This is a genomic window from Acinetobacter amyesii, from assembly GCF_023499985.1.
Classification (GTDB): domain Bacteria; phylum Pseudomonadota; class Gammaproteobacteria; order Pseudomonadales; family Moraxellaceae; genus Acinetobacter; species Acinetobacter amyesii.
On sequence record NZ_JAMCOU010000031.1, the window covers coordinates 107,125 to 121,755 of the forward strand.

Annotated in this window: 19 protein-coding genes; 5 read left to right on the forward strand and 14 right to left on the reverse strand. The window is 42.9% G+C overall.

What is annotated here, in order from left to right; all coding sequences use genetic code 11:
- Positions 1-624, forward strand: coding sequence for a MotA/TolQ/ExbB proton channel family protein (locus tag M5F03_RS09170; protein ID WP_078192725.1), 624 nt, complete (start codon positions 1-3; stop codon positions 622-624).
- Positions 624-1,028, forward strand: a complete 405-nt coding sequence (locus tag M5F03_RS09175) for an ExbD/TolR family protein (RefSeq protein ID WP_078192724.1) — start codon at positions 624-626, stop codon at positions 1,026-1,028. The genes M5F03_RS09170 and M5F03_RS09175 overlap by 1 nt, the downstream gene beginning before the upstream one ends.
- An 86-nt stretch (positions 1,029-1,114) precedes the next feature.
- Here M5F03_RS09175 and msrA read toward each other — a convergent pair whose 3' ends face one another.
- The 5 genes from msrA to thyA all read right to left on the reverse strand — a co-directional run bounded on the left by msrA (position 1,115) and on the right by thyA (position 4,895).
- Positions 1,115-1,639: a peptide-methionine (S)-S-oxide reductase MsrA gene (msrA, locus tag M5F03_RS09180; protein ID WP_180024449.1), complete on the reverse strand. Its 525-nt coding sequence runs from the start codon at positions 1,637-1,639 to the stop codon at positions 1,115-1,117.
- A 159-nt stretch (positions 1,640-1,798) separates the two neighbouring features.
- Positions 1,799-2,257, reverse strand: coding sequence for an META domain-containing protein (locus tag M5F03_RS09185; RefSeq protein WP_111884063.1), 459 nt, complete (start codon positions 2,255-2,257; stop codon positions 1,799-1,801).
- A gap of 84 nt (positions 2,258-2,341) precedes the next feature.
- The gene (locus M5F03_RS09190; RefSeq protein ID WP_249708123.1) at positions 2,342-3,412 is read right to left on the reverse strand and encodes an Lnb N-terminal periplasmic domain-containing protein; all 1,071 of its coding nucleotides are present in this window, start codon (positions 3,410-3,412) and stop codon (positions 2,342-2,344) included.
- 27 nt (positions 3,413-3,439) lie between these two features.
- Positions 3,440-3,952, reverse strand: a complete 513-nt coding sequence (locus M5F03_RS09195) for a dihydrofolate reductase (protein ID WP_168377882.1) — start codon at positions 3,950-3,952, stop codon at positions 3,440-3,442.
- Positions 3,953-4,052: 100 nt separating this feature from the next.
- A complete protein-coding gene (thyA, locus tag M5F03_RS09200) occupies positions 4,053-4,895 on the reverse strand; it encodes a thymidylate synthase (RefSeq protein WP_078189681.1) in 843 nt (280 codons plus the stop codon).
- 559 nt (positions 4,896-5,454) lie between these two features.
- Here thyA and M5F03_RS09205 point away from each other — a divergent pair.
- Positions 5,455-5,967: a peptidoglycan amidohydrolase family protein gene (locus tag M5F03_RS09205; protein ID WP_078189680.1), complete on the forward strand. Its 513-nt coding sequence runs from the start codon at positions 5,455-5,457 to the stop codon at positions 5,965-5,967.
- Between the two features lie 21 nt (positions 5,968-5,988).
- Here the strand turns inward: M5F03_RS09205 and M5F03_RS09210 are convergent, their stop codons facing one another.
- The 3 genes from M5F03_RS09210 to lgt all read right to left on the reverse strand — a co-directional run bounded on the left by M5F03_RS09210 (position 5,989) and on the right by lgt (position 7,719).
- Positions 5,989-6,357 carry a hypothetical protein gene (locus tag M5F03_RS09210; protein ID WP_078192719.1) on the reverse strand — a complete coding sequence of 123 codons (369 nt, stop codon included), beginning with the start codon at positions 6,355-6,357 and terminating at the stop codon, positions 5,989-5,991.
- The gene (locus M5F03_RS09215) at positions 6,358-6,750 is read right to left on the reverse strand and encodes a hypothetical protein (RefSeq protein WP_078192718.1); all 393 of its coding nucleotides are present in this window, start codon (positions 6,748-6,750) and stop codon (positions 6,358-6,360) included.
- A gap of 156 nt (positions 6,751-6,906) precedes the next feature.
- Positions 6,907-7,719, reverse strand: a complete 813-nt coding sequence (lgt, locus tag M5F03_RS09220) for a prolipoprotein diacylglyceryl transferase (protein ID WP_078189677.1) — start codon at positions 7,717-7,719, stop codon at positions 6,907-6,909.
- A 93-nt stretch (positions 7,720-7,812) separates the two neighbouring features.
- Here lgt and M5F03_RS09225 point away from each other — a divergent pair, with 93 nt between their 5' ends.
- Positions 7,813-8,592 carry an NRDE family protein gene (locus M5F03_RS09225; RefSeq protein WP_249708124.1) on the forward strand — a complete coding sequence of 260 codons (780 nt, stop codon included), beginning with the start codon at positions 7,813-7,815 and terminating at the stop codon, positions 8,590-8,592.
- 40 nt (positions 8,593-8,632) lie between these two features.
- Here M5F03_RS09225 and M5F03_RS09230 read toward each other — a convergent pair whose 3' ends face one another.
- From M5F03_RS09230 to tatA, 4 genes are all read right to left on the reverse strand, one after another.
- Positions 8,633-10,849, reverse strand: a complete 2,217-nt coding sequence (locus tag M5F03_RS09230) for a PhoX family protein (RefSeq protein WP_249708125.1) — start codon at positions 10,847-10,849, stop codon at positions 8,633-8,635.
- Positions 10,850-11,069: 220 nt separating this feature from the next.
- Complete coding sequence (tatC, locus tag M5F03_RS09235; protein ID WP_111884054.1) at positions 11,070-11,840, reverse strand: twin-arginine translocase subunit TatC; 771 nt, start codon at positions 11,838-11,840, stop codon at positions 11,070-11,072.
- Positions 11,837-12,313: a Sec-independent protein translocase protein TatB gene (tatB, locus tag M5F03_RS16675; RefSeq protein WP_308199815.1), complete on the reverse strand. Its 477-nt coding sequence runs from the start codon at positions 12,311-12,313 to the stop codon at positions 11,837-11,839. Before tatB ends, tatC begins: the two co-directional genes overlap by 4 nt.
- Before the next feature lie 12 nt (positions 12,314-12,325).
- On the reverse strand, positions 12,326-12,547 hold the full coding sequence (gene tatA, locus M5F03_RS09245; protein WP_078189673.1) for a Sec-independent protein translocase subunit TatA: 222 nt from the start codon (positions 12,545-12,547) through the stop codon (positions 12,326-12,328).
- Between the two features lie 141 nt (positions 12,548-12,688).
- Between tatA and M5F03_RS09250 the strand changes: the two genes are divergently transcribed.
- A complete protein-coding gene (locus M5F03_RS09250; protein ID WP_249708212.1) occupies positions 12,689-13,570 on the forward strand; it encodes an AEC family transporter in 882 nt (293 codons plus the stop codon).
- A gap of 36 nt (positions 13,571-13,606) precedes the next feature.
- Here the strand turns inward: M5F03_RS09250 and M5F03_RS09255 are convergent, their stop codons facing one another.
- On the reverse strand, positions 13,607-13,900 hold the full coding sequence (locus tag M5F03_RS09255) for a hypothetical protein (protein ID WP_078192714.1): 294 nt from the start codon (positions 13,898-13,900) through the stop codon (positions 13,607-13,609).
- Positions 13,901-13,965: 65 nt separating this feature from the next.
- Positions 13,966-14,589, reverse strand: a complete 624-nt coding sequence (gene rdgB, locus M5F03_RS09260) for an RdgB/HAM1 family non-canonical purine NTP pyrophosphatase (protein WP_078192870.1) — start codon at positions 14,587-14,589, stop codon at positions 13,966-13,968.
- Positions 14,590-14,631 lie beyond the last annotated feature (42 nt).

Genomic DNA, 14,631 nt, shown 5'->3' on the forward strand with positions numbered 1-14,631 from the left:
ATGAACTTTTCAGTTTATTGGCAACATGCAGATGCAGTCAGCAAAACACTGTATTTCGTGTTACTTGCAATGTCGATTGCGACTTGGACGATCTTCGTTCTTCGTATTATGGGCACACGTCAGCTCAAACAAGTGGCGTATAACCACCTTGCAGATGCACTAAGCAAACTGAAAGCGAAATTTGCTCCTTTGGCTTTTGAACAACGTAAGGCTGTGGCTGAACAAGCATTACTACGTCAAATTTCGGTAGAAAAAGCTAATGCTGAAAAAGGCGTATCTGTATTGGGTACGATTGCTTCAATTGCACCGTTCGTAGGTTTGTTCGGTACAGTATGGGGTATTTTCCATGCCCTTGTAGCAGTGGGTAAAAGCGGTCAAGCGGGTTTAGCGCAAGTGGCAACTCCAGTCGGTGAAGCCTTGATCATGACCGGTCTTGGTTTGGCTGTGGCGATTCCTGCGGTATTGGCTTATAACATTTGTGTTCGTTTTAACCGTACACTGTCGAATGAATTGCAAGATCAAGCGCATGGTTTATTGATTGATACTATGTTGCAACAAGAATCTGCAGCGAAGAAAGAAGACGTGAAAACTGCACAGCAAAGTTTAGCTGGAGGTCAAGCTTAATGGCTTTTCAATTGGGTGAAGACAACGATGCTGGCATGAATGAGATGAACCTCATTCCGCTCATCGATATTATGTTGGTATTGATGATCATCTTCTTGGTGACTGCGACTGTTGCCAACCCATCAATTCCATTAACCTTGCCACAAACGACTGCAGAAGTGATTGATCTGCCAACTGAAAGCGTAACCATCAGCATTAACTCAGCGGGTGATATCGCTTGGAATGGTGATATTGTCACGCTCGAAGATTTAGAAAGTCGTCTAAATACAGCTGGTCAGCAAGAACGTAAGCCTGCATTGGTATTAAAAGCCGATAAAGAATCACGTTATGACACAGTTGCACAAGTGATGTCGCGTGCGAGTGGAGCCGGACTCAGCGATATCGCCTTTGCCAGTGATAACTAAGCACTGAGCAAAGATAACTAAAAAAAGCGACTGAAATGTCGCTTTTTTTATGTCTCTATTTTGAAAATAGATGCCGTTTAATTAGATCACTCAGATTTGAGTAGGTCTTGAAATTTGCTACGTAATTTCATGAGTTTAGGTGGTATTGAAAAATTACAATAACCTTGGTTTGGGTTACGTGCAAAGAAGTTTTGATGATATTCTTCGGCAGGGTAGAAGGTTGGCATTGGACTCAGTTCAGTCACGATATTGATGCCTTCAGCTTTTAATTCTTCAATACGTTGTTCAGCAAGCTGCTTTTGTGATTCGTCCTGATAGAAAATCACTGAGCGATACTGTGTACCGACATCATTGCCTTGACGGTTCAGCGTGGTTGGATCGTGAGTTGCGAAAAATACATCTAGCAATTGGCTAAAACTGATTTGGCTGTCATCAAAATTGATCTGAATGACTTCTGCATGTTGGGTATTCCCCTCACAAATTTGCTCATAGCTCGGATGCTGAGTAACTCCCCCTGCATAACCACTGACGACTGTTTGCACGCCCTTTAGTTGTAGAAAAACTGCTTCTACACACCAAAAGCACCCACCACCAAATACCGCTTGTTGCATAGTGAAATCCTATTTTGTTCCCTGATGTTTAATATGGGGTTATAGCTAAAAACTGCAATGTACGTCTGTATACTAATCACTAGTTTATGTGCATTAAATGTCTCTGGCATGACTGAACAGTGAATAAAAAAGTCTGCCGAAGCAGACTTTTTTAATGATTTAACGCGGTTGAACAGCGCTTTCATATTGAATTAATAAATTGCCGTGACGGTCTAGCAATTTCAAGGTTTTTCCAAAAACTTGATAATGCGTTACCTTTTCGAGTGCTGCATGGTATTGTCGCTCTAGCCCATTGTTATTGAGACAAGCCATTTGTGTCGCAGCAATCGGGCCAAACGTTATGGTGTCTTTGCCAGCATTATAGCCACCCATTATACGATTACAGCCGTCTGCACCTGAGACACGTTTTGAAGCCGCATCGAATTGAATGCTTGGAATATTATGCGCATTGGGTGCTGTTTTGATTGGAGTGTTGCCAATCTGAGTGGCAATCCAAGTACGATTCTGTAATAGGTTTAAATTTTCAGTTATGGTGTTGTCTTGTGCAGGCATGCTTTCACAGCCTGTCACCACTAAAGTTGAAACCAAAGTTGCAGCAACAAATATTTGTTTTAGCATCGGAATTTCCCCGTGGAAGCATTTCAACTATCTAAGCAAATATCGCACAGATAAGCTAGCCATATTTGTATCATTATTTAAGAATTACAATTGATTGGCGCTTGGATTTGAATGTGAATGCGGCAAACCTTGTCGAATTAATTTGGAATATTGTTCACTGCTCAGTTGCTTGATTTGAGAGACACGAGGGTTAACATGGGCTTTTTGATACCATGTTTTCATATCCCAATTTTGGTCTATGGCATGAAGGTCATACAAATAATTCGGCAAATAACCCGATGCAAATAAGCGGTAATCGGTTGGAAGCTGATGTTTGGAAACCGCTTGAATCATATCAAACACCAGTGTTGTACAATTACTAGTGAGCGTGTTGTACCATTTAGGTTGAGTCCGCAGTTCATCGGCCTTATGTAGATATTCAATAAACAGCGCCTGCATTTCAGATTTTGGCATGTTTACGGGGAAGAAATAGACCTGTTCTCCGCGTGTATTGCTGCGGGTATAGATGATATCTTTTTCATCTGATGCAATGAGGCTCAGTTCATATTTACGGAAAAATCCACCAATCGCAGAGAATTCTTCATTTTTCTCTTTGCGAATTTCAATCGAAAACGTCAGCGGTGGTCGGTCAGCAAAATCAAAACTGACCAGTGTATGGGCAATTTGCGGTCCCATCCAATACGAGGTAATGATGTTGACGCCATTGATTTGACTCAGGTCATATTGGCGGGTTTCCCAACGCGGGGTATAGCTGCCATCGGCATGCCAGTCGAAATTACGCACATTGTGCAAGGTGACAAGATTGCCTTGCTTTTCATAATGTAGAATTTCTGCTACTTCAGGATTCCATTCACGATCTTGGCGTGCCTCCATGCCAAAATACCAAAATAGACCACAGATAAAGCCCGCAATATAAATCAAGACATCTTTACGACGGCTAAAAAAGTGTTGGGTAATATAGATGCCTAAAATGCTCAGGGCGAAAGCAATCCAGATCCCAATGATAATGCGGCTGCTTAACCAGCCTGCCGGTTGCTGTATCCACAGGGCGGCACAGAGCCAAATCGAAGAACAGAGGACAAACACACTAAATAGAGCATGAAGAATACTTCGCCCTATTTTTTTGAACATTACTTGTTGGTCACTCTGTTGCATATTTTTCTTTTAGCTTAAGATTTTTCTTTATTTTCGGTAAGTTGCGAACTCAAAAGCAATCCCAGTTTTGTCGTCGATATGTTGTTCTGACGCCACTTTTTGAAAGTCCGCAGGAATTTCAGGATAATGCGCATCACCTTGAACATCGAGTTCAACATGCGTGAGTTCTAAACGGTCTGCGATGCCGATGGTTTGCTTAAAAATTTCACCACCACCAATAATAAACAAACTTGTTGGTTTTTCTGAACTTGCGACATCAGCAACAGCTTGCGTTAACGCCTCGTCGATACTATATGCAACTTTGGTGCCTTCAAATGACCAATTGCTATCTCGTGTAATGACCCAATTGACACGCTTCGGTAGGGTACGTCCCATAGACTCTAAGGTTTTGCGTCCCATAACTACCACACCACCTTGGGTGATGGCTTTAAAGTGCTGTAAATCGGCAGAAATATGCCACGGCAAATCATTACCTTTACCAATGCAGCGCTGCTGATCCATAGCGACAACGTGCACGATTTCTAAATTTTGAAATGCCATAGTTTGAACTCAAATAGCCGAATTATTTGCCGTCTATTAGAATGCAAAATCCCGCTTGAGGTAAAGCGGGATTTTGCTTTTCACTTGGAATTTCTAAAAATTAAACCGCAACAGGGGCTTTAATCGCAGGATGTGATTCATAACCTACGATTTCAATATCTTCAAATTTAAAATCGAAAAGATCGGTAATTTCAGGATTGAGTTTTAATTGGCACAGACCCATTGGTTCACGTGTCAGTTGCAACTGCGCTTGTTCGAAATGGTTGGCATATAAATGTGTATCCCCACCGGTCCAAACGAAGTCACCTACACCTAGACCACAAACTTGCGCAATCATGTGTGTTAACAGGGCATAGCTGGCAATGTTAAACGGCACACCTAAAAAAACGTCAGCACTACGTTGATATAATTGGCAGGATAATTTTCCGTTTTGGACAAAAAATTGGAATAAGGTATGGCATGGTGGCAATGCAACATTACCTGCCTCATTTGGGTTCCAACCCGACACGATTAGACGACGAGAGTTAGGATTAGTTTTGATTTCATTGACTAACCATTTAATTTGGTCAAAACCATCTTGTTCATATAGGCCATCGGCTTTTTTGGTTGCACCGAAATTACGCCATTGATGACCATAAACAGGACCTAATTCACCGGCAGGACGACCAAAACGAGCAGTTTGTTCTGCTGTAGACCATTCATCCCAAATCGACACTTTATTGTCTTGCAAATATTGAACATTGGTATCGCCTTTAAGGAACCACAACAGTTCAATCACGATAGAGCGGAAATGAACTTTCTTGGTGGTCAGTAAAGGGAAACCTTGAGAAAGATCGAAGCGCATTTGATGACCAAATACAGAACGTGTTCCCGTACCCGTACGGTCGCCCTTGTCGCCGCCGTTGTCGAGAATGTGTTGTAAAAGGTCTAAATACTGGCGCATGTCTCTCTCATAATTTGCTAAATTTCTTGTGGCACATATTAGCTTGTTTTGCGTGTGGAAGAAACTGTGATGGGCGCTTGAATATAGTCAGGTTTAAAAAATCCAAAACATACGGTGTTTATTGGGTGATGACCAAATTTTGCAGGCAACAAGAGCTGAGTTGCCTGAGCTGAAGACGTCTATTTATAACAACTACATCAAGTGTTAACGAGACAATATGTCTGTTAAATCAAGCATGAGCTTAGAAAATGAAGCTCTATTTTTTACATATTGAGAGATGCTTCTTTCGCAGTGTTGAAAAAAGTACAGATAAGTTTGATTAAAAAATAAACGTGATTTTTCTCATTATGAAGAGGTGATATTGAACAGCTATTTTTGATTAAGAGTTTGATATCAAAAATAAATATATTTGAATTAAAAATAGACGGTCGTATTTAAATGTGAAGATTTGTTTAAGAAATCTTACATTTTTTACATGAAAAAACATGATTTACGCGGTACTATCACCCTCGTTAAAATTTTTGAATGCCTAAATATAGGCGGGAGTGTGGGTTAAAGAATGGCTTATGATCACAATGTAAACTTGAGTGAAGTGCATGCTCCAGTTCAGGCAAATATCATAATTCGTTCTCAGGCGAGTAAAAATACGGGCAAGTCCAATACCACTCAAAAAGCAGCGACTAAAAATGTGGTATCCCGAAATGGTCAGCGTATCGATATCGATCGTTTGACTGGATTTTTACAAGGCATTACCCGCCAAAGCAGTACTCAGAAATGTGCCCGCAGTGTTCGTCTAGCACTTGAGTCCGCAGGGGCACGTTTTAACGGTCACCCCGTTGCCGCAGCAGACTGGGGCAGCACATTACAAAAAATTGGTTATCAAAAAATTAATTTAGCGTTTGATCGACCAAAGAAAGGCGATATTTATATTATCGACCGCAATCAAAGTAGCCGTTATGGTCATATCGCAGCATATTCAGGTAAGGATTGGGTGTCTGATTATCGTCAAGCGGGTTATGCGGTCTATCGAACTCCAAATGTGAAATATAGCTATTATCGCTTAGCAGATTGATAATCCTTCAGTGAAAAAAGGTTAGTCTTCAAACCTTTTTGCACGCTGACTGTAGATCGAGACGATAAATAATCCAATTGCAGCAAAGCCCACACATTGCAGCGCTAAAATCCAGCGTTGCTCATTGGGTAGAAAATAAATTAAGCACACTAAACATAAAATTGGCAAACCAGCCAAACCGCATTTTAATGACTGAGACAGTGTTTTTAGTTTGTCTTGTCTGAGCTTATAAAGCAGATCAATCATCAAACCAATGGCTAAACTTATGCCCGCAAAGCGGGGATCTAGTTGTTTTTGTTCAGCGCATAGAAAAATAAGCACGCAGGTACTAATACAAATGATGAGCTTGATTTGTCGGTTACAGCGCTCAGAGTACCAAAACGTCAGCATTTAAATTTTACCTTGGGGTGAAGTTTTCTCGTTTTTATTCAGTAGAGAAATCGGGGAGAGTAGGCAGATCGCCAAAGCCATAAAGCCAATGCCTTGAGCACCCGGAATCAAAATTTCACCCTTATTCATGTTGATAAAAACCAATGCTAACAGCAGTGCAATCGGTATCCAGGTCAATAAACGATAGAGCAAACCTGTTGGATTTTTTGCTGCAAAATGAATCTTGCAATAACGACAAATCAGGAAAATGACGCCTGTACCCATGAACATTAGAATGGCTTGAAGTGTTAGGGGTTCCATCCAATACAGAACACCGGTCAGTACGGCCATCGCAATAAAAAACAAGATTTTTTTAAGTACAGAAACGCTGGGGTTAAACCAAAATTCAAGCATGGATCGATAGTTTAAAAATAAGCTGAATAAACTTTAGCACAGATCAGTTGTCTAATTCAGTCACTTCATGTGGAGTAAATGCGTATGAAGGAATAAATTTCAGCGCATAAAAAAGCGAGGCTTGGACCTCGCTTGCTTAAAGATATTTAGAAAATATTAATGATTCTTTTGTGGACCCCAGTCATAGATTTTTTTCTGGTAGGCATACCACATCATCCATAGGCCAATCAGAATCATCGGAACCGTCAGGAATTGACCTTTACTCATCCATCCAATGAACAGTTGACCATTGTCCGGCTCACGGAAGAATTCAACGGTGAAGCGTGCGATACCATATCCGATGAGGAACAAGGCTGAAACGGCATAACGTGGACGAGGTTTTGAACTAAACCACCACAGCACGATAAACAGAATTAAACCTTCACAGAGGGCTTGATAGAGCTGCGACGGATGGCGCACCAACTGAAGTGGATCGGTCGGGAAGATCATGCCGAAAGCAAAATTTGGGTCAGTCACTGCACGACCATATAGCTCGCCACCAATAAAGTTCCCAATACGACCAAACATTAAGCCTGTTGGAACGCAGGGTGCGATAAAGTCGAGGGTCTGGAACCAAGTCATTTTATATTTCTTGCACCACAGTAACATGGCAATCATGACCCCAAGGAAACCGCCATGGAAGCTCATACCGCCTGTCCAAACTTGGAATAGCCACAATGGGTTGGCAAGGAACTGATCGAAACCATAAAAGAAGACATAGCCAAAGCGTCCACCAATCACGACACCCAATGCACCGTAGAAAATCAGGTCTGAGACCATTTCTGCGTTCCAGCCGTCACGTTGTTTTGCACGGTAGGTTGCCAAGCCCCATGCAAATAAAAAGGCCAATAAATACATCAGACCATACCAGTGAACTTGTAGTGGCCCCAGTGATATCGCCACAGGGTCGATATTTGGATATGTCAGCATTGCTGTTCCTTGTCATTATGTTTTGCACAGATTTTAGCTGAATGTGCTGAAAAATGTTGTACATTCAATGTGTAAAGATATTGAGAGTTGAATATGTGCATTGTGGCTTTTGCTTGGCAGGTCTTGGATGACATGCCACTCTGCCTGATTTCGAATCGTGATGAGTTTTATCATCGACCGACGGCAGGCCTAAAGCAATGGGTAGATAGTCCGATTATTGCAGGGCAGGACTTACAGTCTGGTGGAACATGGATGGGGATAACCGCTCAAGGGCGTTGGGCGATTGTGACCAATTTTCGTGATGGTCGTGATCAGACCACATATCCCACTTCACGTGGCGCTTTGATTCAGCAATTTTTAGAATCTGAGCAAACGCCCATTCGGTTTGCGCAAGCACTGGAACAAATCCAATGTAATTATGCTGGCTTTAATTTATTCGTTGGCGATGCCACTCAAGCCGTTTATATGAGTAATCGCGGTGAAGCGCCACAAGTCTTAGCCAAAGGGGTGTATGTCACATCTAATGGTTTAATGACTGAACATTGGGAAAAGACCCGACATTTACGCAAACGTTTCACGCAAGAATTTTTGCCGATGCTACAAAGCCAGCAACCACAGGCGGACATAGACGCCGCTGCGTGGGATATTTTGGAAGATGAACGTAAAATCATTCCAGCGCTGCTACCCAATACTGGGATTCAGGCGGAAATGGAACATTTGCTGTCTTCAACCTTTATTCAAAGTCCGGTGTATGGCACCCGCTGTTCAAATTTATTATGTATGCGGGATTCACAGTGGCATTGGCAGGAAAAACAGCAACAGGGTGAGCAACAAGGACAGATCACCCAGATAGAAGTGCATTTAAAGGTATAAAAAAAGCCGACGATTCGTCGGCTTTTTTTTTAAAGGTGTTTTATGCGGTTTTTTGCGTTGGCTGAGCTTGTTCTATCGCTTCGCCAGCAATCACACCACCATCTTTACGGGTGATGACTACGGTCGCTGAGCGAGGACGTGAAGTCGCTGCTGCATTGGTTTGTGATGCAGGCCAGTGGCTGGTCGGTTCAGAATAGGATGCTGAATCTTCACCGGGATGTTGCACATTGATAAAAATCGCTTTGTAGTCAGGTGTCATCGTCACACCTGTGATTTCACATTCTTTAGGTCCAGTCAGGAAGCGACGTAAGTTTTCGTCATTCAATTTTGCCCCCACAATGGTTTCTTGACCCGATGAGGTCGTGGCTTTCGTGCCGTCACCGACTTGACCCGGAAGTGCAGCAAGCATCATACAGTTGGTGGTATCGGTATAAGCACCGTCATCGGTTTGAATCCATAACACACCACGTGGGTCGAACCACATCCCATCGGGTGAAGACAAGTCGTTATTGTCATTTAGACCAGATAAGTTAATGTTGCTCGCCATTTTTGCTTCAGCACCAAACAGGTAAATATCCCAAGTAAAGCTGAGCGCTGTGGTTGTATCACCGTCTTCACGGAAACGGATAATATGACCGTTGACGTTGCCTTTACCACCTTCAGGGTCGGTGTAGTTACGTGGGTTGGCAGCATCTAGTGCATGCGTCGTACCACGGTTCGAGTTATTGGTGAGGGTCACATAGACTTCACCATTGTCTGGATGCACAGCGACCCATTCAGGGCGGTCCATTTTGGTAGCACCGACAGCATCTGCGGCAAGACGTGCGAAGGTCAGAACATCTGCTTGTGAGCTAAACGGATAAACGCTGTTGCTTTGGTTTAAACCATTGACGTTATAGCTCAATTCAATCCATTGACCTTTGCCGTCATTGTTAAATTTGGCAACGTATAACTTACCGTTGTTCATGTATTTGTCACCTGCAGCATAGCCACCGTTGACATCTTTTTTATTCCATTTTTGGTCGGATACAAATTTATAGATGTATTCACCGCGTGAGTCATCACCCATGTAAAATGCGAGGTTGTCATCTTCACGTAAGCGACTTGCACGGCAGTCTTCATGTGCAAAGCGACCCAGTGCTGTACGTTTTACGGGGTTTTCACGACGGTCAAATGGATCGATTTCGACAATCCAACCAAAGGTGTTTGGACCATTACGATAATCTTCTGCTGCCTGAGTACCGGTAACATTCGCCGACCAACGGTCATATAAATCTTGAGACTCATTACTTCCAATCGCTGTTTCCCAACCATAGCGCGAGTTTGCACCCGCTTTTAGACCATAACGGTTGAGTGCCACAATTTCAGCCGGACTACGTTTGGCATCATCGTCTTTTGCACGAGCGAAGTAACCAATGAAGTTTTCTTCTGTCGTCAGGTAAGTGCCCCACGGGGTATAGCCATTACCGCAGTTGTTGTGTGTACCACGGGTTTGCTGGCCATTGGTTGAAAATTTCGTGCAAACTAAGCTTGAGCCTGCAACTGGGCCTTTAAAGTCCATTATGGTCGATGCGGTAATACGACGGTTAAATGGAGAGTTTTGTACCAGTTTAACGGCTTGAGTCTTGCTGTCTTTTTCAATTTGAATGACAGAAACACCGTGTGCATTGACTTCACGGATAACTTCATCTTCAGGGCGACGACCTTCCACTTTGGTTGGGCCTTGCGGGTGCAAGAAGGTTGGATTGATGTATTCATGGTTCATCACCAACAAACCTTGGTCAGACTGTTTGGCATCATAACGTCCAGAGGTGGTATTTAAACCAAAGAAGCTCATACCGTCATGGCAGTCACCAGAGCGGAATTGGAAGCTCGGGCCAGAAGGAACATTGTTATCATCCCACGCTGGGTATGCAGGGTTAATCGAGTCACCCATCGCATATAGCACATGCGCTTGATAGCCTTCAGGAACAGTCACAATATCGTCTAAATTTTTTTTCACCGGTGTGAAATTGAACTTGGTCGGTTTTTGATTTGGATCGGTAACTGGTGGTTTGGTATTGCTATTTGAATCTGAGTCATTGTCATCATTACACCCCGTTAATGAAGATGCCAATGCAAGTGCGACTGCACCACTCGCAGTCTTGGTAATCAAGCTACGACGGCTGATGCGCTGTTCTAAAATGTCACGAAAATGAAGGTTATCCGAAGTGTTGTTATCAAGTTCTTGATCTTCGTTATATGGCATGTTTGTCATGAATTTAAATCCTGGCAAAGGTGTGCTGGGTAAAAGTTGATCACATAAAACTATCGATAAAATATGACAATGCTTTGAAGCTAATGTTGCAAACTGATGAAATAGGCGTTTAGATTTCGCTGCATGAAAATTGCAAAACATTAAATGGGCGCATAAAAAAAGAGGCTATCTCAGCCTCTTAGGTGTAAAACTCACCAAAATTGTCGAAACATCAGTTTGTTTAAGTTGCAGATGTACGTCGTTTTTCAATCAGCTTGCCAAAGAACAAACCCAGCTCAAAGAGCATCCACATGGGAATGGCCAGCATGATCATCGAAAGCGCATCGGGTGGCGTGGCAAACATGGCGACAAAAAAACAGCCGACGATAATAAAACGACGCTTCTCCACCAAGGTTTGAGTAGACACCACCCCGATCAAAATCAAAATTAGCGTGATGATGGGAATTTCAAAGGTCAGCCCAAACACCAAAAATAGCTTTAAACAGAAACTTAAATAACTATTGATGTCAGTCATAGGGGCGACTGTTTCAGGGGAAACACTCATAAAAAAATGTAGGATGGACGGCAGGGCAACCCAATAGGCAAAGGCAATACCGGCATAGAAGAGGACGATACTGCCGAATAATAAGGGCATCGCCAAATGCCGCTCTTTTTCATACAGTGCAGGTTTGATGAAGGCCCAAAGTTGATAAATCACGAAAGGCATCGCGAGCATAAGCGCGACAAAGAAATTTAGCTTAAACGGCGCCATAAAGGTGGCGGTCACATCCGTTGCGATCATGGATGAGTTCATCGGCAACTGCGCACGCAGAGGCTCTGACATCAATTGATAGCTTTGATTGGCAAAGGGCAATAAACAAAAGAACAGAATCAAAATGAGCCCTGTAATTTTGATCAAATGCCGACGCAAAATCACCAAATGTTTGGTGATCGGCATTTCTTCCAAATCAGGCACAGTGTTCTGTGAATTATTCAGTGAAAGATCTGTCATACGGCCACCTGATATTCTGCTAATGCTTCGGTCGAGCTTAATGCAGCAGATTGATCTGTTTTAATTTCGTGCTTTATTTTCATTTGGGGTGTAACCATGGCAAAGATCGTGCTCTGACCACGTTCGATGTATTGATAACGTGGGGATAAATTTTTATTGTCAGGTAGGACTGCTTCTTGTTGTTTTTGCGCAGTCTGTTCTATGGGGTGTTGCGTTTGTTGCAATTCATTCATCTGAGCCTGCATACGCGCTTCGAGGTGTTGAATACGTTGCATTTCTTTTTGCATTTCTTCACGAAGTTCGGACATGCGAAGTTCACGATCAATGTCAGTTTGCACGTTACTGATCAGTCGTTTAACTTTCCCGTACCATTTACCTGCAAAGCGGATACCTTCAGGCAGTTTTTCTGGGCCGAGTACGATCAGCGCAATAATGCTGAACACCAGTAATTCGCTAATACCAATATTAAGCATTATGACAACCCCTTAGCTTTGAACTGAGGAATTGGTTTTATTTTGAGCTTCATGCTCTAGCGTGCGAGGCTCATTAAGCTGTGTATTTGCTGCGTCTTCATCACGCATCGATTTTTTGAAATCTTTGACCGCGCCGCCGACATCTTTGCCCAAGTTTTTTAGTTTTGATGTACCAAAGAGTAAAATCACCACAATTGCAAAAATCAGTACATGCCAAATCGATAGTCCAGCCATCTTGTTATCCTCTTGTTGGTCTGCACAACATTTCAGCAGTTGTAGATGACAGTGAAGTGACCAAGATGTTGCAGTTTAAAGACAGCCGCGAAGCTTATGTTCAGTGTTACTATGCATGGATTGAGCAGTGAGGGTGGTGTAGTGGCGTTTCTTCTTCCGATATTGGGTTTTTTAAGTGGCCTCGGATTGGCATCTTTATCAGGAACCGCATCGCTCAAATCGATTTTCTCTAGCTTACTTGCACGCTGTTTTATTCCAGCCGTGATCATCTACAACATGGTGTTCTATCAAGCAGGCAGTTTAGCGCTCATGCTCTTTAGCTTTAGTGTTGCCGTGCTGATGTTTTATTTATTTCGCTGGCTGTTAAAAGATAGTTTACGTGCCTTGTGTGTCAGTTATTTGAACTTAGCTTGGCTGGGTTTTCCTTTTGCATTAGCACTGTTTGGCCCTGAAATTAGTGCAGCGATGGTGGCTCTGTATGTCGGTGGCTCTATCTTTGGCAATATGTGGGCCGTGACAGCCGTCAGTTCAGCCCAACTCCCATGGTCGAGCGTGATTCAAAAAGTGGCGATGTCACCGCCTGTATTTGCCTTGATGATTGCAGGTGTCTGTCGAATAGTTGGACTACAACATTTAGAAGAACATCAGATCTTAGATTGGCTCTATCAGGCTGCAAAAATTGGAATGAGTTTCACAGGGATGTGCGTCTTAGGCATGTGGCTGCGCCAAACTAAGGTAAAGTGGCATGATCTGATGAACAGTAGTCGTATTTATGCGATGAAACTCACCGTTGGCGCGGTGATCTGTAGTTTGAGTTATGCCTTTCTTCCGATTCCCCAGATCGAGAAATATATTGGGGTGATGTTCATGCTGTTCTGCTTACCCCCTGCAGCCAATATTGTGGCTTTAGAAACGCATTATCAAGGAACAGGCACTTCGGCACGTTATATTGCTTCAGGCACGATTATGAGCTGCATCGTCGTCAGTTTTTATGGGTTAATTTTGCATCTTTTTTCGCTTTAAGATGAAAAGTGAATTATAGATGCCCACAAAGGGTGACTACTTAAGCTGTTTGCGAATCTGCCAATCACGCACGAGGGCGTATATCATTGCGATACCTATCAGGCCTGGAAATCCAACCTGACCTTGCGACAGATTAAGCATGATCGACAGCACGATCACCACTGCAAAAATAACGTAAGTGGTACGAAAGCCTGAGGTGAGCGGGTAGGTTAGTTGCGCATGGCAATGAGGGCAGCTTATTTTTTGAAAACCAAGAAATGAGCGTGTTGGGATTTCAGTTGAAGTGTGATGGCAAGCGTTGCATATGATCTGTATCGGTTGAAGTGCCATAATTATTCTATTTTTATTCAGGGATTGGAGTTAATCTTTGGCATTAAGATTAACTCCAATTCAAATTATTTCAAACTTGCTTTAAATAATTTCATCGCCTGACCACGATGGCTGATTTTATTTTTTTCTTCTTTTGATAATTCAGCACTAGAAACGTTTAGTTCAGGCAGCCAAAACAGTGGGTCATAGCCAAAGCCATTTTCACCGCGTGCTGCTTCCATCACTTCACCGCGCCAAATCCCTTGGAAAATTTGTGGGAGTGGGTCTTCTGCATGTTGGACCAAAGCCAAGACACATACAAACATCCCTTCGATGGCTTCACCCTCTTTACGGAGCGGTTTGAGGTCAGCAAGCAACTTGGCATTGTTAGCGGCATCATTGCCATGTTCACCTGCATAGCGCGCAGAGTAAATCCCTGGTGCGCCACCGAGTACAGGAACGCAAATGCCAGAATCATCTGCAATGGCTGGTTTGCCTGAAATTTTCGATGCGTGACGCGCTTTGATAATGGCATTTTCAACAAAGCTTAGACCGTCTTCGATGGCATCTTCAATGTTCAACTGACCTTGTGGAATCACTTCAACAGGAAGATTAAGCTCGGCAAACATTTTTTCAAATTCTGCAATTTTGCCTTTGTTATTACTTGCAAGCACCAAAGTGCCTTGAGATAACCAATCAGTTGAAGCCATGTGAATATTCACCATAAAACAAGATTTGAGGCTATTTTAACA

Bases quoted from the DNA above. Each gene is read 5' to 3' on its own strand.
- M5F03_RS09170 (WP_078192725.1), top strand. From the start codon at position 1: ATGAACTTTTCAGTTTATTGGCAACATGCAGATGCAGTCAGCAAAACA.
- M5F03_RS09175 (WP_078192724.1), top strand. From the start codon at position 624: ATGGCTTTTCAATTGGGTGAAGACAACGATGCTGGCATGAATGAGATG.
- msrA (WP_180024449.1), bottom strand. From the start codon at position 1,639: ATGCAACAAGCGGTATTTGGTGGTGGGTGCTTTTGGTGTGTAGAAGCA.
- M5F03_RS09185 (WP_111884063.1), bottom strand. From the start codon at position 2,257: ATGCTAAAACAAATATTTGTTGCTGCAACTTTGGTTTCAACTTTAGTG.
- M5F03_RS09190 (WP_249708123.1), bottom strand. From the start codon at position 3,412: ATGCAACAGAGTGACCAACAAGTAATGTTCAAAAAAATAGGGCGAAGT.
- M5F03_RS09195 (WP_168377882.1), bottom strand. From the start codon at position 3,952: ATGGCATTTCAAAATTTAGAAATCGTGCACGTTGTCGCTATGGATCAG.
- thyA (WP_078189681.1), bottom strand. From the start codon at position 4,895: ATGCGCCAGTATTTAGACCTTTTACAACACATTCTCGACAACGGCGGC.
- M5F03_RS09205 (WP_078189680.1), top strand. From the start codon at position 5,455: ATGGCTTATGATCACAATGTAAACTTGAGTGAAGTGCATGCTCCAGTT.
- M5F03_RS09210 (WP_078192719.1), bottom strand. From the start codon at position 6,357: ATGCTGACGTTTTGGTACTCTGAGCGCTGTAACCGACAAATCAAGCTC.
- M5F03_RS09215 (WP_078192718.1), bottom strand. From the start codon at position 6,750: ATGCTTGAATTTTGGTTTAACCCCAGCGTTTCTGTACTTAAAAAAATC.
- lgt (WP_078189677.1), bottom strand. From the start codon at position 7,719: ATGCTGACATATCCAAATATCGACCCTGTGGCGATATCACTGGGGCCA.
- M5F03_RS09225 (WP_249708124.1), top strand. From the start codon at position 7,813: ATGTGCATTGTGGCTTTTGCTTGGCAGGTCTTGGATGACATGCCACTC.
- M5F03_RS09230 (WP_249708125.1), bottom strand. From the start codon at position 10,849: ATGACAAACATGCCATATAACGAAGATCAAGAACTTGATAACAACACT.
- tatC (WP_111884054.1), bottom strand. From the start codon at position 11,840: ATGACAGATCTTTCACTGAATAATTCACAGAACACTGTGCCTGATTTG.
- tatB (WP_308199815.1), bottom strand. From the start codon at position 12,313: ATGCTTAATATTGGTATTAGCGAATTACTGGTGTTCAGCATTATTGCG.
- tatA (WP_078189673.1), bottom strand. From the start codon at position 12,547: ATGGCTGGACTATCGATTTGGCATGTACTGATTTTTGCAATTGTGGTG.
- M5F03_RS09255 (WP_078192714.1), bottom strand. From the start codon at position 13,900: ATGGCACTTCAACCGATACAGATCATATGCAACGCTTGCCATCACACT.
- rdgB (WP_078192870.1), bottom strand. From the start codon at position 14,589: ATGGCTTCAACTGATTGGTTATCTCAAGGCACTTTGGTGCTTGCAAGT.